The sequence below is a fragment of the Hyphococcus aureus genome, assembly GCF_042643165.1.
GTDB classification, from domain to species: domain Bacteria; phylum Pseudomonadota; class Alphaproteobacteria; order Caulobacterales; family Parvularculaceae; genus Hyphococcus; species Hyphococcus aureus.
In genome coordinates this window covers 634,910-653,258 of sequence record NZ_JBHRSH010000001.1, presented here as the reverse complement: position 1 = coordinate 653,258, position 18,349 = coordinate 634,910, and the positions used below count along the sequence as shown (strand labels likewise).

14 protein-coding genes and 1 riboswitch are annotated in these 18,349 nt (G+C 59.1%); of the genes, 9 read left to right on the top strand and 5 right to left on the bottom strand.

Annotated features, from left to right (window positions below):
* Positions 1–40 precede the first annotated feature (40 nt).
* A riboswitch (cobalamin riboswitch) is annotated at positions 41–227 on the bottom strand.
* A gap of 55 nt (positions 228–282) precedes the next feature.
* Together ACFOOP_RS02995 and ACFOOP_RS02990 are read right to left on the bottom strand one after the other, a co-directional pair.
* Positions 283–411, bottom strand: coding sequence for a hypothetical protein (locus tag ACFOOP_RS02995; RefSeq protein WP_379879379.1), 129 nt, complete (start codon positions 409–411; stop codon positions 283–285).
* Between the two features lie 188 nt (positions 412–599).
* Positions 600–1,961, bottom strand: a complete 1,362-nt coding sequence (locus ACFOOP_RS02990; protein WP_379879378.1) for a M28 family peptidase — start codon at positions 1,959–1,961, stop codon at positions 600–602.
* 254 nt (positions 1,962–2,215) lie between these two features.
* Between ACFOOP_RS02990 and ACFOOP_RS02985 the strand changes: the two genes are divergently transcribed.
* Positions 2,216–3,370, top strand: a complete 1,155-nt coding sequence (locus ACFOOP_RS02985; RefSeq protein ID WP_379879377.1) for an OmpA family protein — start codon at positions 2,216–2,218, stop codon at positions 3,368–3,370.
* 87 nt (positions 3,371–3,457) lie between these two features.
* Here ACFOOP_RS02985 and ACFOOP_RS02980 read toward each other — a convergent pair whose 3' ends face one another.
* Positions 3,458–4,081 carry a TetR/AcrR family transcriptional regulator gene (locus ACFOOP_RS02980; RefSeq protein WP_379879376.1) on the bottom strand — a complete coding sequence of 208 codons (624 nt, stop codon included), beginning with the start codon at positions 4,079–4,081 and terminating at the stop codon, positions 3,458–3,460.
* Positions 4,082–4,264: 183 nt separating this feature from the next.
* Here ACFOOP_RS02980 and ACFOOP_RS02975 point away from each other — a divergent pair, with 183 nt between their 5' ends.
* On the top strand, positions 4,265–6,208 hold the full coding sequence (locus ACFOOP_RS02975; RefSeq protein ID WP_379879375.1) for a transglycosylase domain-containing protein: 1,944 nt from the start codon (positions 4,265–4,267) through the stop codon (positions 6,206–6,208).
* Here the strand turns inward: ACFOOP_RS02975 and ACFOOP_RS02970 are convergent.
* Positions 6,193–6,945 (bottom strand): M48 family metallopeptidase, encoded by a 753-nt coding sequence (locus tag ACFOOP_RS02970; protein ID WP_379879374.1) that lies wholly within the window; start codon positions 6,943–6,945, stop codon positions 6,193–6,195. The two genes, ACFOOP_RS02975 and ACFOOP_RS02970, sit on opposite strands and share 16 nt — an antisense overlap.
* A gap of 118 nt (positions 6,946–7,063) precedes the next feature.
* Between ACFOOP_RS02970 and mutS the strand changes: the two genes are divergently transcribed.
* From mutS to trpS, 5 genes are all read left to right on the top strand, one after another.
* The gene (gene mutS, locus ACFOOP_RS02965; protein ID WP_379879373.1) at positions 7,064–9,733 is read left to right on the top strand and encodes a DNA mismatch repair protein MutS; all 2,670 of its coding nucleotides are present in this window, start codon (positions 7,064–7,066) and stop codon (positions 9,731–9,733) included.
* Between the two features lie 72 nt (positions 9,734–9,805).
* Positions 9,806–10,480 (top strand): SEL1-like repeat protein, encoded by a 675-nt coding sequence (locus ACFOOP_RS02960; RefSeq protein ID WP_379879372.1) that lies wholly within the window; start codon positions 9,806–9,808, stop codon positions 10,478–10,480.
* A gap of 109 nt (positions 10,481–10,589) precedes the next feature.
* Positions 10,590–13,310, top strand: a complete 2,721-nt coding sequence (glnD, locus tag ACFOOP_RS02955) for a [protein-PII] uridylyltransferase (protein WP_379879371.1) — start codon at positions 10,590–10,592, stop codon at positions 13,308–13,310.
* 37 nt (positions 13,311–13,347) lie between these two features.
* Positions 13,348–14,943: a murein biosynthesis integral membrane protein MurJ gene (gene murJ / locus ACFOOP_RS02950; protein WP_379879370.1), complete on the top strand. Its 1,596-nt coding sequence runs from the start codon at positions 13,348–13,350 to the stop codon at positions 14,941–14,943.
* Positions 14,944–14,979: 36 nt separating this feature from the next.
* A complete protein-coding gene (gene trpS, locus ACFOOP_RS02945; protein ID WP_379879369.1) occupies positions 14,980–16,008 on the top strand; it encodes a tryptophan--tRNA ligase in 1,029 nt (342 codons plus the stop codon).
* Here trpS and ACFOOP_RS02940 read toward each other — a convergent pair.
* A complete protein-coding gene (locus ACFOOP_RS02940; protein ID WP_379879368.1) occupies positions 16,005–17,273 on the bottom strand; it encodes a peptidase MATCAP family protein in 1,269 nt (422 codons plus the stop codon). The genes trpS and ACFOOP_RS02940 overlap by 4 nt on opposite strands.
* A 113-nt stretch (positions 17,274–17,386) precedes the next feature.
* Between ACFOOP_RS02940 and ACFOOP_RS02935 the strand changes: the two genes are divergently transcribed.
* The gene (locus tag ACFOOP_RS02935; RefSeq protein ID WP_379879367.1) at positions 17,387–17,965 is read left to right on the top strand and encodes an RNA polymerase sigma factor; all 579 of its coding nucleotides are present in this window, start codon (positions 17,387–17,389) and stop codon (positions 17,963–17,965) included.
* Complete coding sequence (locus ACFOOP_RS02930) at positions 17,958–18,332, top strand: DUF6768 family protein (RefSeq protein ID WP_379879366.1); 375 nt, start codon at positions 17,958–17,960, stop codon at positions 18,330–18,332. The genes ACFOOP_RS02935 and ACFOOP_RS02930 overlap by 8 nt, the downstream gene beginning before the upstream one ends.
* Positions 18,333–18,349 lie beyond the last annotated feature (17 nt).

Sequence of the window (18,349 nt, the reverse complement as noted above, 5' to 3'; positions counted from 1 at the left end):
TGACGGACAAAGCCGCTCGTTCCGGCTGGTCCCGGCCGGGCGAGAGACGACAGTGACGGCAGGTCTCCTGACTCACGGATCTCCAGCGCGTCGCCGCCTTCCCGAATGATTTATCCGGTGGCGTTTGGCGGGCGCCTCACCGCTTACAGTTGCGGGCACAGCCGCGGATTTTCACCGCGTTCCCTATTCTCTCCCGTTAAGGGAGCACCGTCATGTTGGGTAAATAGAACACGCCCTGAAGCAGCACAAGCCATGCCTTGTGAGCTTCAGGGCGTGCAAAGATTATTCTGTGATTGTTTCCTGCTTGGAAACTTCCACCATCGGCACGTCATAGAGATCGAAATAATCGACGATAGACGCAATGCCGACAGCCGCCAGCACCAGAAGAATAAGCCAGAGTAAAGCTTTCATGTTGGTCACCCCACGTTTGATTGGTTTCCCCGCAGCGGAGCCTAAACGAACGGTAACTATATTTCTACAGGAAAGATCATGTGTGATTTGCGCAGCGCGTGCGCTTTATGCATCATTCCCAAATAGGTTGTGCAATCTGTGCAGAACCCTTGTGCACGCTTGCGTTTGTGCGTGTGCGAAGAATCCCCTTATTCGCCGAAAGCGCCAGCCGGGCCGGGAAAGACCACAGGGCTTTCTGCGCCATCCGTCGCCACAGACGAGACGCCGAAAAAGTAATTGTCGATCACGATATTCTCAAGCGTGAACTCGGATACGTCTCCGACATCAATACTGTTGGTCCATTGCGGTGCGTCTGTCAGCCGCCAATGGATGCGATACCCAGCGAGATTGCGTGCAGCGCGTCCGGACGGTTTGCGCCATTTCAGCGTTGTCGAGGGTTGAACCGCGCCTTCAATTTCCACTCCGGCGGGGAAAGGCGGAGCCGACGCCATCGCCGCGAGCGCAATGACATTCAGCGACGTGAGCTTGCGGGCGTAATCGAAATTGACGCCTGACAGAACGTCGCCATAGGCGACGCCATTTTCACTGCGAAGGTCTTGATGCTGGCGCATGTAGTTTTCGTGCGTCTCCATGATTCTGACGCCCGGCATGCCGGCCTCGTTGAAGGGGCGGTGATGGCCGCCTCTTGAAAACCGGTCCAGGCGGTAGACCATCATGACGTCGAGATTCGGAACAAATTTATCCGCAAGCTGATCAATATAACGGGCGAGATTGCGGGAGGCGGAATCGACCTCGCCGCCGGTGAAACGCCTGATTCTGGCTTCTTCCGGGGTTTCTACGGCGCGCACGCCTTCGGAAAAAACCCGGGCGGTGGAATTGTCGATGACGCCGTCAACGCCCTCAATATTGCCGATCATGTCGTTGTTGAGAACCGCCTTGATGCGCCAGCCCTGCTCGCCGGCATATTTAGCGAGAATCTTGCCGCCGAAGAGCCCCTGCTCCTCACCGGAAAGACCGGCGTAGACAATCGTGCCGGCGAATTTCCGGTTCGATAGGACGCGCGCCGCCTCAAGAACGCCGGCCATGCCCGACGCATTGTCATTGGCGCCCGGGCTGTCCGATGTTCCGTCAAGCGGGTCGCTCACTCTGGAGTCGATATCCCCGCTCATCATGACAATCCTGTCTGGATCGAGCGCGCCGCGCTGGATGGCGATCACGTTCACCACTTCGGTGCGGTCGGGAATGCGCGGCTCGCCCTCAACAAAATCGCTCACATAGATGACCTCAAGGCAGCCGCCACAGGCCCTCGAAATGGCCTCGAACTCCGATTTTATCCATCGCCGGGCGGCGCCGATCCCGCGGGTTTCGGATTGTGTGTCCGATAGGGTGTGCCGGGTGCCGAAACCGGCGAGCCGGGTGATGTCGGCTTCAATTCGCGCGGCCGAGACGTCTTGCTGGACCTCGTGGAGGAGGGTGGCGTTTTTTCCTTCCGCAACAGCCAAGGGGCTGGAAATCAAGAATAAAAAAGCAGCGAGAAACGGGCGCGACATAATGGCCTTTCTTCGTTTTAAGGGCTGGAAAGCGACATCATGGTGCAACCTTTCCGGGCGCGAAGTGTCTGGAGGTTGCCCGGGGCGATGCGTTGATGCAACATCGTTAATGGGATATGAGGGGTTTGACGCAAATTCGATGACTCCAGACTATATTTCGTTGTGCAAAGGCGCTACGGAAAGTTGAAATTCACCGGAAGCCGCCCGTGTCCTTATGGTCTGGCGGCCTGTCTATGGTCCACCTGAGGAGGGGAATGATGAAACTCAAGACGACTTTGCTCGCGGCGGCGGCGGCTCTGGCAGTTGCGCCTGCTGCTCAGGCTTACGAAGGCCTTTACGGCGCGATCGGCGCTGGCCTGAATTACATGGGCGACCAGGATGTCACCAATGACCAGCCAGGCGGCGGCGGGGCGTATGCCTTCGATTCAAGCGCTGACTATGACAACGGCATTGGCGTTTACGCAGCGATCGGTAAGGCTTGGGGCGGCAACTACCGCACAGAGCTTGAATTTTCTTATCGCGACAATAGCATTGATGCGATCAATCCGGACGGCGCCGGTTTCTCTGGCTGGCCGGCTGGCACGATTTCCGGCTCCACCACCACGAAAGCGCTGATGGTGAATTTCCTCTATGACTTCAACACGGGTTCTTCCGTCGCGACGCCTTATGTCGGCTTCGGCGGCGGTATCGCTCATATCGACCATGACATTGTTGGCGCAAACGCCGCCGGTGTTCCGTTGCCGGGCGGCATCGCCTATGGCGCATCGAACTTCCAGCCGGCCTTCCAGGGTATTGCGGGTCTCGCATTCAACCTCGCTGAAGGTCTCGCGCTTGACTTCTCTTACCGCTACTTCCGCACCGGCAAGGGCGAGTATGACGGCACGCTGATCGGCGTTCCTGCAGAGTTCGAAACCTCAAACAAGGCGCATAGCCTGTTTGCTGGTCTGCGCTGGAACTTTGGCGCGGCTGCAGCGCCTGCGGTTGAGTACAAGGATTGCTGGGATGGTTCCAGCGTTCCGGTTTCAGCTTCCTGCCCGCCGCAAGTTGTGGAGAGCCAGGCCGCTGATCTCGACCCGATCAACTTCACGGTCTATTTCGACTACGACAAGTCGAACCTGACGCCGCAAGCCTCGACCCTCGTTCAGGAAGCCGCTGCGCGCGCTCTTGAAAACGACATCGAGACAGTCGTCGTTGCAGGCAACACCGATACTTCCGGTAGTTCCGCTTACAACCAGGCGCTTTCCGAACGTCGCGCTCGCGCGGTGCGTGATGGCCTGATCGCTAACGGCGTTCCGGCTGACAGCATTCGCCTCGAAGCGTTTGGTGAGACGAACCCTGCCAAGCCGACGCCTGATGGCGTGCGTGAGCCGCTCAACCGTCGTGCGGATGTTGTGATTTCGTTCGAGTAAGGACGAAATCACGACTGCATATTCGAAACCGGCGCAGCAAAGCTGCGCCGGTTTTGTTTTGTCTTGGTTTCAGGCGGCGGGTTGAACTCAGTCAGCGCCGTAAATTTTCGTGAAGGCGATGACGCCGCGTTCAATCTGCTGATCGATGGCGGTCTCAAGATCTTTCGGCGCCTCGCCAAGCAACACTCGCGTGTATAAGGGCTCGGTGAGCAAGGCGCCGAGTTGCCAGATCGCTTTTTCGGGATCGTCGATCTTGAAGGCTCCGCGGGCGGCGAGACGCGCAAGGATCGGCGCGCATCTCTTCACCATCCACTCCGCGCTATGTTCAAGGTAGGTTTTCCCGATGGCTGGATTCCGGCCCGCTTCGAAAGTGGCGATCCGGCGCAGGGAAAGCGTTTCCGGCCGCAAGACACCCTGAAGGAACTGGCGGCCCAGGGCGCGGATCAGCGCCGCAGGCGGCAAGCTGGCTTCGATGTCGTCCACATTGACAGGAAGAAGGTCCTTGCAGCTTTCCGCAATGGCGGCGCCGAACAGCTCTTCCTTGGAGCGAAACCGATTATAGACCGTACGTTTCGAAACGCCGGCCGTCAGCGCGATCTGGTCCATGCTCGCAGAATCGAAGCCGCGCGTCAGAAAAGTCTTTCTAGCAGCCTCCACAATCGCTTCAGTTTTTTCATCGAGCGTCGCGTCCGCCGTCGCCGCTTCTGACATGCTGATCCCTTTTCACCCCTGTTATCTCTTTTGCTGGGCGCTGAGAGCGGCGCCCGGCGGTCCTGTTTCCGCCGGACCGCGATAGGGCAGTATGGCGCAAATCAGGTGTAGACGGAACATCTGAGGGCGCATCCATAGGCGCGTTTACCTGTCGTTAACCACAAGATTCGATGGATGAGGCCTATGGCGGCCCGAAAGCGCAAGAAATCGACGAAACGCAAGCCCGCTGCAAAGCGGGGCGGGGGAGCCTATGCGCGGCGCCGGCGCACAGGCGCGTCCCGCCGCAAACGGAAACGCGCCGCCAACCGGTTTGAACCTTTCGCGCGCGCCGCAACAGAGCTTGGCGTTTTCGCCTTCACAGCGCTGATCGGGCTGGCTGCGCTTTTCGCCTATTTCGCCAGTGATCTTCCGGATACAGCGGGCCTGTGGCGCGAAGGCGGCGGGCCTCGGGTGACGCTCCTCGCTGCAGATGGGGCGCCCATCATGTTGCAGGGCGTCGCGCAGGGCGCGCCATTACGTCTATCGCAATTGCCCGATCATGTGCCGGAAGCCGTGATGGCGGTCGAAGACCGGAATTTTTATCACCACTTCGGCGCTAATCCGGTCTCAATTATTCGTGCCCTGATCGTTAATGCAAATGAAGGCGCGGTGCGGCAAGGTGGTTCAACGATAACCCAACAGCTTGCGAAGAATGTCTTTCTTTCAAGCGACCAGACGATGAAGCGTAAGATTCAGGAATTGATGCTGGCTTTCTGGCTGGAGCAGAAATTCACAAAAGACGAAATTCTCACGCTTTATCTCAATCGGGTTTATTTTGGCGCCGGCGCCTATGGCGTAGACGCAGCCAGTTACCGCTATTTTGGAAAATCCGCGCGTTATGTGTCGGTCGGCGAAGCTGCCGTGCTTGCCGGGCTCTTGAAAGCGCCATCACGCTATTCGCCCACATCCAATCCGGAAGACTCAGGAAAGCGCGGCCGTCTGGTGATTGAGCAAATGGTGTCCGCCAGGTTTCTTTCGCGGGCGGAAGCTGATGCGGCGATCGCGGCGCCAGTGCTCCTTGCCGCGCCGCGATTTGAGGCCGCGCCGTATTTTGTCGATCACGCCTTGAAGCAAGTGCGTGCGCTGACGGCGGATGTTGACGCTGATTTCATCGTTCGCACCACCTTCGATCCAAGAGTGCAGGCGGCGGCGGAAACCGGCCTGATCGCAGGGATGGCGATGGCGGGCGAAAATCTCGGTGGTGTTGAGGCTGCGGCGATCATTATCGACTCAGAAGGCGCAGTGCGCGGCATGATCGGCGGCCGCGATTACGCCAAAAGCCAGTATAACCGGGCGACCCAGGCGAAGCGTCAACCAGGCTCGGCGTTCAAGCCTTTTGTTTACCTTGCGGGGCTGATGCGCGGCGAAACGCCGGACTCGCAAGTGCTCGATGCGCCGATTGAGATCGGCGCCTATACGCCCGGCAATTACAAAGACAAATATTATGGCGAGGTTAGCTTGCGCGAAGCCTTGGCGCGCTCGTTGAACAGCGCCGCTTTGCGTGTGCAGGAGCGGACGGGGCGCGCTTTTGTGCGCGAAACCGCACGCCGTATGGGCTGGGCGGGCGCGCTTACATCCGGTCCATCGTTGGCGCTCGGTGTCGATGCGGTGTCGCCGCTGGAGCTTGCCGTCGCCTATGCGCCATTCGCCAATGGCGGCTTCAGAGTGGAGCCCCATGTTATTGAGCGCATCGAAACTGTAGATGGTGATCTGGTGTATCAGCGCAAAGGATCAATCGTCGAGGAAGCCGCGCCTGCGAGCGCCATTGCCGAAACGAACGACATGATGGCGAGCGTTGTGGCATGGGGGACGGGCCGGGCGGCCGGCATTCCCGGCTATCGCGTCGCCGGCAAAACCGGCACGTCGCAGGAGAGCCGAGACGCCTGGTTTGCGGGTCATGCCGGCGGCCTTGTCGGAGTCGTCTGGATTGGCCGCGACGACAATAAGCCCATGGATAATATTACTGGCGGTCACGCGCCTGCCGTCATCTGGCGAGAGATTTTTTCACGGGCGCTGCCGCCGCCGACTTATGCGCCGCAGCGGGACGATGTCGATCCGATTGCGGCGATCCTTCATGCGGGTGGGTGATCTGGAGCAGGCTGCGAGGCGACGCCATAAGCATAAAGCCCCGGGCCGTTGGCGTTGAGCCAGTCTGCGGCGCGGCGAGGGTCGGCGCCAAGACCGCGTACAACGCGCCAGAATGCGGGGGAATGATCCATATGGATCAAATGCGCGCATTCATGCGCAGCGACGTAATCAAGTATGTCCGCCGGCGTTAAAATCAGCCGCCAGCAAAATGATATGTCGCCGTCCGATGAGCATGATCCCCAGCGCGTTTTCGTGTCGCGTATACGCAAGGCGCGGCGCGTTTTACCCAGCTCGGCGCAATGCCGATCGACGCTTTCGGTCAGCTTCAGACGCGCCTGGCGTTTCAGCCAGTCACAGACGCGGCGGTTCAGGTGTTCGGGTCTGCCGCCAATACGGATCACCGGCATCACGTCATTGTCGATGCGCGGGCCGCCGCGTAATTTCTCGTCGTGAAGAATGATGTGGTCGATGCCTTCATACGGCACTTTCATGCCGTTTTTGAACGGCCTTGCGCGTAAGTTGTCGGTCAGCTGACTGGCGATCCAGTCGATTCGTTCATGTGCGAATCGAATCGCTTCCGGCACTGCGCGCTTGGACGGCGCCGTCACATGAATTTCCCCAGCCACCGGATCGACCTTCAAAATCAGCCGCTTGGCGCGGCGGTTGACGCGCGTGATCAACGGTGTCGCACGCGCGCCGATATTGATTTCGGTTCGGGTGATATGATTAATCGTCATAAGGGGGTACGCTCTCACAAACCTCTATCCTTGCCGGTTTCGCCGAAAGATCAATTCGTTTTGCGATGCGGGCGATATTTATTTTATTACGCGCCAGGAAACGGCGAAGACTGGACTCATGAACGCCCCGCAACCAACGCCCATGATGATGCAATATCTCGCTATCAAGGAACAGGCGGGTGATGCGCTTTTATTTTATCGAATGGGCGATTTTTACGAGCTTTTTTTTGACGACGCTGTTGCGGCGTCGGCGGCGCTTGATATTGCGCTGACGAAACGCGGGCAGCATGCCGGTGAAGGCATACCCATGTGCGGTGTGCCGTTTCACGCTTATGAAGGCTATCTCGCAAAGCTGATCCGCGCCGGTTTCAAGGTCGCCATTTGTGAACAAATGGAAAGTCCGGAAGATGCGAAAAAGCGCGGCTCAAAATCTGTCGTGAAACGCAAAATTGTCCGCACGGTCACGCCGGGTACGATTATCGAAGATTCCTTGCTTGATTCCCGGTCGAATAATTTTCTCGCCGCGCTGGCGTTGTTGCGCGACGGCGCCGAGGCGGCGATCGCCTGGGTTGATGTTTCCACCGGCGAGTTGTCCGTGCGTGAAACGAGCCTCGACAATCTGGCTGCAGACCTTGCTGCCGTGGCGCCAAAAGAGCTGGTGGCGCCCGATCTTGAAGAAGGTCATGCGTGGAGAGAGATTTTGTCCGCGCGCGAACGCGCCATGACAATTACACGGCAGGCGGCGCATCTGTTCGATTCCGCCAGCGGGCAAAGGCGTATCATGGAGACCTACAATGTGGGATCTCTCGATGGTTTTGGTGAGTTTTCACGGGCTGAATGCGGCGCCCTTGGCGCGCTTTTGAATTACGTGACGCTGACACAGGCGGGCCGGCTTCCCTCGCTCAATCCGCCGCGTCGGGCGGCCTTATCTGAAACCATGGTGATCGACGCGGCGACGCGTGTTTCGCTTGAGTTGTTGCAAACGCAGAACGGCGCGAGAAAAGGCTCTTTGTTGTGGGCGGTCGACCGGACAGTGACGGGCGCCGGCGCCCGTTTGCTGGCGTCACGCATTTCATCGCCGCTGACGGATATTGCTGCGATCGGCGCCAGGCATGATGCGGTCAGCTATTTCGATGCTGAGCGGGACGTGGCTGAGGATGTGCGCAAAAGGCTGAAAGAAACGCCGGATGCAGCGCGTGCGCTGTCACGGCTTTCCGCCGAACGCGGTGGTCCGCGTGACCTCGCCGCCTTGCGCGACGCACTGATACGCGCGCAGGACATTGCAGGCCTGCTACCGGTCGATAACGCCGCCTTGCCGGATGCGCTGCGTATCGCCGCCAGCACACTTGAAAACAGAAAAGGTGAGGGGTTCTCCGCGCTCATCACCATGTTGCGTGAGGCGCTGAGCGAAGACTTACCCATGCTCGCCCGTGACGGCGGCTTTATCGCCAAAGGCTATGACGCGGGTCTCGATTCAGTACGGCTGTTGCGCGATGAATCCCGCCGCGTGATCGCAGGTCTTGAATCGAAATATCGCGAGCTTGCGGGGCTCAAAACGCTCAAGATCAAACACAATAATGTCCTTGGGTATTTTGTGGAGACTCCGCCGTCGCAAGGCGACAAGCTGATGGCGGCACCCTTGAGCGAAACATTTATCCATCGCCAGACATTGGCGAGCGCTGTTCGGTTCACCACTGGCGAGCTTGCTGATCTCGACGCCAAGATTTCGCGTGCGCGCGACGAAGCGCTGGCGCGCGAATTGGATCTGTTTGAAAAGTTATGCGCGGCAGTTACGGCGCGGCGCCAGGATATCGCCGCCGCCGCAGCAGCGCTGGCTGAAATTGATGTCGCATCGGGCGGAGCCATCCTCGCGCTGGAGCAGCGTTATGTCCGCCCCAAAATGGACGATAGCCTCGCTTTCGACATTCTGGGTGGGCGCCATCCGGTGGTTGAGCGCGTCAGCGGCGACGCCTTCATCGCCAATGACTGCAAGCTGGGCGATCCTGAAGAGGCGCGGCTATGGCTTGTCACAGGCCCGAATATGGCGGGTAAGTCGACATTCCTGCGCCAGAATGCGTTGATCGCCATCCTTGCCCAGGCGGGGCTGTACGTTCCTGCAAGTGAAGCGCAAATCGGCGTTGTCGATCGCGTCTTCTCCCGCGTCGGCGCTTCCGACGATCTGGCGGGCGGGCGTTCAACTTTCATGGTTGAGATGGTTGAGACGGCGGCGATCCTTAATCAGGCGACGGATCGTTCTCTGGTCGTGCTGGATGAGATCGGGCGCGGCACTTCAACCTTTGACGGAATGTCCATCGCCTGGGCCGCGGTTGAACATTTGCATGACGTCAATCGCTGCCGCGGTCTTTTCGCAACCCACTATCATGAGCTGACGGCGCTCGCGGAAAAACTCACTCGCCTCCACAATGTTTCCATGAAGGTGCGCGAATGGAAAGGCGATGTCGTGTTTTTGCATGAGGTCGCATCAGGGCCAGCGGATCGGTCTTACGGCGTTGCGGTTGCGCGGCTCGCCGGACTGCCGCCAAAGGCGGTGAAGCGCGCTGAGGCGGTTTTGAAAATGCTCGAAGAGCGTGGTCAAAGCCGCGGCGCCATGTCGGAACTGCCGCTCTTTGCGGCTGCGCCGGTAGCGCCCCGGGATGATACACAGAGCGAAGCGTGTCATGAAACTGTCATTCAAAACGCACTCAATGCGCTTGATCCTGACGCCATGACGCCGCGCGAGGCGCTCGAATCGCTTTACCGGTTGAAATCCATTTTGGATGAGTTATAGGGCGCACAGATTACGCGCTCGTGACTGCCAGAGTTGGGTTTAGGCAAGGGCGAAAACGGCAAGGCCTGACACATGACATTCCGCTTCAAGCTCATCGTCGCGGCGTTCTGCTCGCTCCTCGCCGTGAGCGGCGCTGTGGCGCAATCATCCGTATCCACCGTAAATCAAGGCGTCGCCGCCTATCGCGCCGGCGATGCTTCATCTGCCTGGACATTTCTGGACGGAGCGGCGTCGCAAGGCGACATCAAGGCGAAGCGGTATCTCGCCTATATCATCTTCGACGGCGATGCGCCTGCTGAGGCGGGCCTCGGCCTTTACGATGCGGTTGCGCTTCTAAAAGAGGCGGCGATCGCTGGCGATTACACGTCGCTCATCCGTCTTGAAGATCTGCGCCGCCAGCAGCTTGCTCACAGCCCCAGCCTGGACGATATGGTGGAGGTTGAAATCTCGCGCGCCAAGGCGGGCGATCCGGTGGCGGCCTGGCGTCTGGCCGAACGGTTTGAAACTGGCGACGGGGTCGCGGCGTCGGCGTCCGATGAGGCGAAATGGCTGGAAGTGGCGGCGGGAGCGGAAGCCGCCCGTTTCCCCAAAGCCCCGGAGGCGGCCTACCGCCTTTGCATGCTGAATGCTCTGGATGGTGAGATGCAAAATCCAGAGGCGGCGCGGGGCTGGTGCGCCCGGGCGGCTGAAAACGGCCATGCCGGCGCGACCGTGGTCTTGAGACGGCTGGCGCAGCTACAGGACTGAACAGCTTCGTTTTTTCTGGCAGGCGGCAAAGGCGCACAGTTGAAATTGCCGGGACGGCGCGCGACAATGCGCGCGTAGCTACATCCCGCATCTCCTTGTTCGCAATCTTGTGACCAAACCTCCAACGCCATCAGGCGATACATCCTTTCTCTTCAGTGAAACGCTGGATGAGCAGATCGCTGCGGCAATGACCGCCGAGCGTGCGGGTCAGGCCCATGGGGCGACAGGCAAGGTCCTCAAGCACGCCTTTGTGGAGCTTCGGCGCCAGACTATGCGAGACGTTGTGCGCGGCGACAGAATCGCCTCGCGGCTTTCGCGCGGGGTCGACAACATCATCCGGACTCTGTTTCTGCAGTCGAAGGAAGGCATCGGCAAGGAGATCGCCGTTTGCGCTGTCGGCGGTTATGGCCGGTCTGAACTTGCGCCTTATTCGGATATTGACCTCTTGTTTTTACACCGCCCCCAGGCGGAGCAGACCCTGCGGGATACATTGAACCGCCTGCTCTATCCGCTTTGGGATTCTGGCGTAAAGCTCGGATATGCCGCGCACACACCCGCAAGCGCGCTGGATTTCGCCAAGAGCGACATGGTCGCCAGAACCGCTTATCTGGATGCGCGGTTCTTGTGCGGCGCCAAGGATGTCTATGACGAGTTTCATGAGTCGTTCGACAAGCTTCGCCGAAGGACCGTTCCGGAATTCGTCGCCGCCAAACTTGAAGAACAAAGCGAGCGGCAGGCGAAGTTTTTCGAGACGCGATATCTGGTCGAGCCTGATGTGAAGGAAGGCAAAGGCGGTTTGCGCGATTTGCAGACAATTCGTTGGATTTACCGATACGCCTATGGGGACATTCTGAACGACAATGCGACCGCGGAAAAAATTGTCGGCAAGGCGGAGCGCCAGGCAATTATCAAGGCGAAGCGGTTCTTGTGGTCTGTGCGCGCCCATTTGCACGAGCTTCGCGGGCGCGCAGATGAAAAGCTGACATTTGACGTGCAGCCTGAAATCGCCAGACGTCTAGGTTATGCGGACCGGTCCAATATGACGGCGGCCGAACGCTTGATGAGACATTATTTCGTCAATGCGGTGGAGGTGGGGCGCCTGACCCGGATTTTGTGCACCCGGCTTGAAGAAGAACGCACCATGCGCCTGCCGCGGCTTCCAAAGTTGCTGCCGAAAGCGTTGCAGACGGACGAGGCGCCGGGAAGACCGAATTTGCGCATCAAGAATGGCCGGCTTGATTTTGAAAGCCCGGCGAAGGCGCGCCGCCAGCCGCGCGATCTGTTTCGGCTCTTTCGCGCCTTTGGCAAACAACCGAGAATCGATTTCCACCCCGACGCCCTCGCCTTGGTCGCCAGTGAAGTGCCAAGCGTTACGCTCGAAGTGCGGCGCGACCCGACAATCGCGAAATTATTTGCAGGCATTTTGACCGAAAGTGAAGATCCGGCGCGGGTCTTGCGGATCATGACGGAGACAGGCCTTCTCGGAAAATACATACCGGCTTTCGGTTCGATTGTGGGGCGTATCGATTACGGGCTTTACCGGCGGTTTACCCTCGATGAGCATGTGTTGCGATGTGTCGGGTTGTTAACGCAGATTCATCGCGGCGAAGTGGAGGAAGACCATCCGATCGCAACGCATATTGTCCGCAATGCCGATAATCCGCTGCTTTATTATTACGGTGTTTTGCTGCACGAAGCGCGCTGGTCATTGAAAGAGCCGTCGGTGGATGCTTGCGAAAAGCTTGTCATCCGGGTCACCAGGCGTCTCGGTCTCTCGCCGGACGAGGCGGCGCTTGCCGGCTGGGCGGCGGCGCGTCACTTGATGCTTGTGCGCACGGCGGAGCGCCGCAACCTTACTGAAGCGCATGCGATTTCCGCCTTTGCGCAATCGGTAGGTTCGCGCGCGCGTCTCGATTTGATGCTGGTGCTGTCGGTCTGTCATTTGCGCGTAGTCGGCCTTCAGTCCTGGGATGAGATGACGCGCCGGCGCCTCTCCGAACTTTATGACGCAACGGCGCTCTGGTTCGAACATGGTGAGGCTGCGCTTGAGAAGAAGCTGGCTGATCGGGCGATCTTGGTTCGCCGGGAGGCGGAGGCGCGTCTGACGGGCTGGAGCGCAGCCGAGAAGGACGCATTTTTGAACCGTCTTGATGACTCGATGATGCGCTCTCTTGATCCCGATATCATTGTGCGGTTTGCGACGCTGGCGCGCGCTGCGGAAAAAGACGCCGCCAATAGCGCCGTTGTCGTGACGCCGCGTGACGGCGATCTTGAAGCGATCGCCTATACCGATGACCGCGCAGGCCTTCTTGCTGATCTGGCAGGCGCTGTCGCGTCGACAGGCATGAGCCTTCGCACCGTGCAGGCGCTCACGACGAGCGACGGCAAGGCGATCGACATTTTCATCATCCAGTCGCCAGATGGAATTCCCGTCGAAGATATGGAGCAGGCGCGGCGCCTCCATGAGGCGCTGTTGACCGCTGCCTCCGCACACCCCGAAAAGCCGCCAGAGCTTCGCCGGCGCATCGGCGATCGCCGCGCCATCTTTTCCGTACCGCCAAGCGTGCGGATTGAGGCCGAGGCTTCAGAAGAGGCGACGGTCGTTGAAGCTGAAGGGCTTGACCGGCCGGGGCTCCTTTTCGAATTGACGCAAGCGCTCGCCCGGGAAGGCGCGACCATCACTTCCGCCCATATTTCGACCTATGGCGAGCGCGCTGTAGACGCATTTTATCTCCAGAACCGGGAAGGCGGGAAGCTTAATGACCGGTCTGCGCTCGCCCGCATTAAAAAGAGCCTTGGCGCGGTGCTGGCGGCTGGTTCTGAGGCGTGAACCGGTCTACTGCGGCGGTTCATTTCGGCGATATTCCATGAGCGGCAATATTTTCAAATCCCTAGCGACGGTCAGCGGCATGACCATGGCGAGCCGCGTGCTCGGTTTTGTTCGCCAGATCTTCATGGCCGGCATCATCGGGGCGGGCGGCAATCCTGTGGCTGACGCCTTCTGGGCGGCGTTCCGCTTGCCCAACATGTTCCGGCGCCTTTTCGCGGAAGGCGCCTTTCATGCAGCCTTCATTCCGATGTTTCAGGGGCGGCGCACCGATGGCGGGGAAGAAGAAGCCAAACTCTTCGCAGAAGAAGTTCTTTCAGGACTGATTTTCATACTGACGATTTTAACAGCCCTGGTGGAAATCGCGGCGCCGGCGTTTGTATTTCTTCTTGCCTCAGGCTTTGAAGGTGATCCGGAAAAATTCACTCTGACGACATTTTATACGCGCATCATGTTTCCCTATCTGATGATGATGTCGCTGGTCGGGCTTTATAGCGGCATTCTGAACTCTCTCGGCCGTTTTGCAGCGGCTGCGGCGGCGCCGATTGCGCTCAATGTTTTCATGATTGGCGCATTGCTGCTCTATGCTGATGCGGACACCCATGTCTCGGGGGAGGCCGTGGCGTGGGGCGTTTCTTTGGGCGGCGTGGCGCAGTTGGCGTTGCTTATCTTTGGCGCATGGCGGCAAGGGTATCTTTTACGTCTTCGCGTGCCGCGCCTGACGCCGCGATTGAAACGACTTTTCGCGCTTGGCGCGCCCGGTTTTATCAGCGCCGGCGCCGTACAGATCAATCTGATCGTCGGCACCAATATCGCCAGTCAGGAGCCGGGCGCCGTTTCATGGCTGATGAACGCGGACCAGCTTTATCAGTTGCCGCTGGCGGTCATCGGCATCGCCCTTGGCGTTGTCCTGTTGCCCATGCTGTCCGCGCGGGTAAAGGCGGGCGATGAAAAAGGCGCCGCGCGTGCGCTCAATCGCTCCCTTGAGCTTGCCGCGCTGCTCGCGCTTCCCGCAGCGATAGCTTTCATCATTCTGGGCGAGGCAATTTGCGATGCGCTGTTCCGCGGGCTTGCCGGCGATGCGCTCTCTTTGTTCGGCGTCGCGCGATCCGCCTTTACGCCTGAAGATGTGCGGAAAACCGGGCTCGCGCTTGCAATCTTTGGGGCGGGCCTGCCGGCCTTTGTGTGGCTCAAGATTTTTACGCCCGCCTTTTTCGCCCGCGAAGACACCAAAACGCCGATGTATTACGCGCTATTGTCGATCGCTGTGAATACCGCCCTTTCCCTCGCCTTGTTTCCTTTCTTCGGCTTCCTCGCAGTCGCTTTCGCCACATCCTTCGCGGCATGGTTGCAGGTCGCGTTGCTGGCTTTGCGGCTCTATCGCCAGCATCTCTTCCGCCCGAGCGCGGAACTCATGGGCCGTTTCATGCGCATTCTTGTCGCTGTTGCGGGGCTCGGCGCTTTCCTCTGGCTTTGCCTGCCGCAGACCAGCGCGCTCTCCGCCTATCTGTGGGACCGCGAGTGGCTTGTCGTCATGGGACTTTCCGCCGCCGGGCTCGTTCTGTACGGGGTTCTCACCTATGCGCTTGGCGCCGTGCGCCTCGCCGACTACAAGACGGGCCCCAGCGGGAAATAATCCCGCATTTTTGTAAGAACTCCGAAAGAGCCTACGATGAGCGGTTATCAGGGTCCCATGCGCGTTTTGTCCGGCATTCAAACATCCGGCGAGATGCATCTCGGCAATTATCTCGGCGCGATCCGGAAATTCGTCGCGCTTCAGCACGAATATGATTGCTATTATTTTCTCGCCGATCTGCATGCGATCACCGTCTGGCAGGAGCCGGAACAGCTTCGCCGCCAGATCAGACATATCGCGGCGTCCTATTTGGCGGCAGGGATTGACCCGAAAATCGCGACCGTTTTTCCCCAATCAATGGTGCGCGCGCATGCTGAGCTCGCCTGGATTTTGAATTGCATCGCGCGGCTCGGCTGGCTCGACCGCATGACCCAGTTCAAGGATAAGGCAGGCAAAAACGCCGAGCGTTCCTCGGTGGGCCTTTACACTTATCCGGTTTTGCAGGCGGCGGATATTCTTGTTTACAAGGCGACGCATGTGCCTGTGGGCGAGGACCAGAAGCAGCATCTTGAATTGTCGCGCGACATCGCCGGGAAGTTCAATCACGACTTTAAACAGCCGGATTTTTTCCCGCTGCCTGAACCGCTGATCAAGGGTAAATTCGGAGACGCTGGCGCGCGCATCATGTCGCTGAAAGACGGCGCCAAGAAGATGTCAAAATCTGACCCATCGGAGAACGCCTGCATTTTTCTTCGAGACGATGCGGATGCGATTTCGAAAAAAATCAAGAAAGCGAAATCTGACGCAGATGTTTTGCCTTCCGAGCCGAAAGGTCTTGAGGGCCGTGCGGAAGCCGCAAATCTCGTGGGCATTTACGCAGCGCTTTCCGGCAAGACGTCAGCGGAGGTCCTGTCTGAATTCGCCGGACAGGGTTTCGGCGCCTTCAAGCCTGCGCTTGCTGACCTCGTCGTTGATAAGATCGCGCCTATTGGCGATGAGTTGCGCCGGCTCGAAAGCGATCCAGCACATCTTGACGCCATCTTGAGCGCCGGCGCCGAGAAGGCTGCGGTCATTGCTGATCAGACCGTCAGGGAAGTGAAAGAAATCTTCGGATTTCTTGTCTAGTTCTGAAAGAGCGTTTCGTAACGTGCGTTGACGCTTTTCAGGTCGATGCCGTTAAGGAAGGTCGAATAAGCGAGATAGGAGAGGAGCCAGCGCAGATCCGTCGCCCAGGGCGGCAAATAGCGTGGCTCTTCCAAAAGGCCTTCTTCGCGCAGAAATTTCATCGCGGCGAGATCGTCGAGATCGATCTTTCCTGAAAACAACAGCCGGATATAGCCCGCGTCGCCAGCCCGCACAGCGGTGCGCAGATAGTTGTGCACTTCCAGAAGCCCTTGAAGATAAATTGAGTCTTTTGTGAACGGACCGCCGCCATTGACGAGGCCGCCGCGCACGACCCGCCGCGCGCTTTCAAAGGCTTCAAAGGGCGCGTCCTTTTCACTGCGTTCCCGGAAGAATTGATAGAGCTGGATAAAGTCGGCGCCCTCGGCTGACATGTTGATGGCGATGACGCGGTCGGCGAGGCGTTTGAACCGGCGCGGGTCGAGGGCGCCGGAAATAAACTCCGCAAAAACGGCGAGTCCTTCCTGTGTGCGCGCATTGCCCGGATATGCTTCGCCAAGAATCGGAAAATGCGGCTGGGACGCGCCGTTAAGGCCGGTCGCGATATGGACCAGCGCTTCATGTTGTAAAAGCTGTTGTTCGTCGAGATCGGAAAATGAAGCGTCTTCGCGCAATTTAATGTAATCGCGTCCCGCCGCCGCTTTCGCTGAGACATTCCGCGTGATTTCAATGCGTGGCGCCGCGTCGCCGAAATAGTGCGGCAGCGCGTCGTCGAGTCTTTTCTTCAGCGCATGGGCTGACAATTGCGCCGGCGGCTCCATACGGTCTGCGGGCGCATCGAATTCGCTTAGCAGCGTATCGAGCCGCTGCGCCAGATCGAGCGCCGTCGTCTTGCCGTCTGCGACGGGGGATGTGGGGCCGCCATAGAGAGCGCGTGAATGGCCATGAAACATTGGCGTGCCGACGACGCTGAGAAGGAGAGCGGTTTCTTCAGTGATGTCGGCGAAGCGTGTCAGCCATTTATGGGCCTCGCTCGACCCGTCGATCATCGCGCGCGCGCGCAGTACGAGCTCTAGCGAGGGTGTCGGATCAACCGCGGGATATTCCGGTTTTGGCGGCTCTTTCTCACCGTTCTTGAAAAACGCATCGGCATGGGTGCGGTCCCAGTTCAGAGTGCGCAGGACCGGCAGGCGCTTTTCCGCTTCTTCCAGAAAAGCGGCCGCCTGTTTCAGCTTTTCAAGTTCGGTTGGGGAAAGCGCTGCAGCCATGAGATCCAGAAAAAATCAGCAATTCTGATATGTTAGGGGCTTTCGGCGGAGAATTGAACCAATTTGCGCTGAGGCGCGACTTGAAGTCCAAAGAACGAAAAAAGGCAGGGCCCATGTCCCGTCCGCCAACCTCCCGCCAAAAGGCGCGCATCTTTGATGAATATCTCGCCGCGGCGGCGCGCGCCGGCGACCGCGCCGCTTTCACGCGGCTGGCGGAGCGCTGGCAGCCGAAATTGCTGGCGCACGCCTTCCGCCTGCTCGGTGAAGGAGAGGCGGCGCGCGATATTGTCCAGGAGGCCTGGGCCGATATCGTGCGGGGGCTGTCGCGCCTTGACGATGCGCGCGCGTTCCCGGCTTGGGCCTATCGGATCGTAACGCGGCGCGCGGCGGACCAAATTCGCAAACGCCAGCGCGAGCGCAAGCTGAGCGCGGCCTATGCGTCAGAGGTGAAATCTATGCCGCAAGTTGAGCTGGCGGCGGAGATGAGCGCCGATACGGCGCCGTTGCGCGCCGCCATGGCGATCCTGCCAGCGGAGCAACGCGCGGCGATCGCGCTTTTTTATACGGAGGATTTCAGCGTCGCAGAAATTGCGGCGGCGTTGAATGTGCCGGCGGGCACAGTGAAAACCCGCCTGATGCATGCGCGGCGCAAATTGCGCGCGGCGATGGAAGGAGGCGAAAGCCATGGATGATCTGGATCGGAAAATTGAAGAAGCCCTGAATGCGGAAGATCTTGCGCTTCTGGGCGGTTTCGAAGAGCAGGGCCTGTTTGGTCAGGTCTTCGGGATTTACACCGGTAAGCTGGGCGGTCTTGCGCTTTTTGCAACCCTCATCACTTTCGTTCTGTTCATAGGAGCGGTGTATTGCGGTTGGAAGTTTTTCGGCGCGGCCGCAGCGATTGACGCCGCGCGCTGGGGCGCCGGGGCAGTCATGCTGATGGTGATGGTCGGATTTTTGAAAATCTGGTTCTGGATGCGGATGGAGACAAACCGCATCCTGCGCGAGGTGAAGCGGCTTGAATTGCAAATTGCGCGCGGGCAGGGCACACATTCAGCCTGACAACGACGTGATCGGAG

Bases quoted from the DNA above. Each gene is read 5' to 3' on its own strand.
- ACFOOP_RS02995 (WP_379879379.1), bottom strand. From the start codon at position 411: ATGAAAGCTTTACTCTGGCTTATTCTTCTGGTGCTGGCGGCTGTCGGC.
- ACFOOP_RS02990 (WP_379879378.1), bottom strand. From the start codon at position 1,961: ATGTCGCGCCCGTTTCTCGCTGCTTTTTTATTCTTGATTTCCAGCCCC.
- ACFOOP_RS02985 (WP_379879377.1), top strand. From the start codon at position 2,216: ATGATGAAACTCAAGACGACTTTGCTCGCGGCGGCGGCGGCTCTGGCA.
- ACFOOP_RS02980 (WP_379879376.1), bottom strand. From the start codon at position 4,081: ATGTCAGAAGCGGCGACGGCGGACGCGACGCTCGATGAAAAAACTGAA.
- ACFOOP_RS02975 (WP_379879375.1), top strand. From the start codon at position 4,265: ATGGCGGCCCGAAAGCGCAAGAAATCGACGAAACGCAAGCCCGCTGCA.
- ACFOOP_RS02970 (WP_379879374.1), bottom strand. From the start codon at position 6,945: ATGACGATTAATCATATCACCCGAACCGAAATCAATATCGGCGCGCGT.
- mutS (WP_379879373.1), top strand. From the start codon at position 7,064: ATGAACGCCCCGCAACCAACGCCCATGATGATGCAATATCTCGCTATC.
- ACFOOP_RS02960 (WP_379879372.1), top strand. From the start codon at position 9,806: ATGACATTCCGCTTCAAGCTCATCGTCGCGGCGTTCTGCTCGCTCCTC.
- murJ (WP_379879370.1), top strand. From the start codon at position 13,348: ATGAGCGGCAATATTTTCAAATCCCTAGCGACGGTCAGCGGCATGACC.
- trpS (WP_379879369.1), top strand. From the start codon at position 14,980: ATGAGCGGTTATCAGGGTCCCATGCGCGTTTTGTCCGGCATTCAAACA.
- ACFOOP_RS02940 (WP_379879368.1), bottom strand. From the start codon at position 17,273: ATGGCTGCAGCGCTTTCCCCAACCGAACTTGAAAAGCTGAAACAGGCG.
- ACFOOP_RS02935 (WP_379879367.1), top strand. From the start codon at position 17,387: ATGTCCCGTCCGCCAACCTCCCGCCAAAAGGCGCGCATCTTTGATGAA.
- ACFOOP_RS02930 (WP_379879366.1), top strand. From the start codon at position 17,958: ATGGATGATCTGGATCGGAAAATTGAAGAAGCCCTGAATGCGGAAGAT.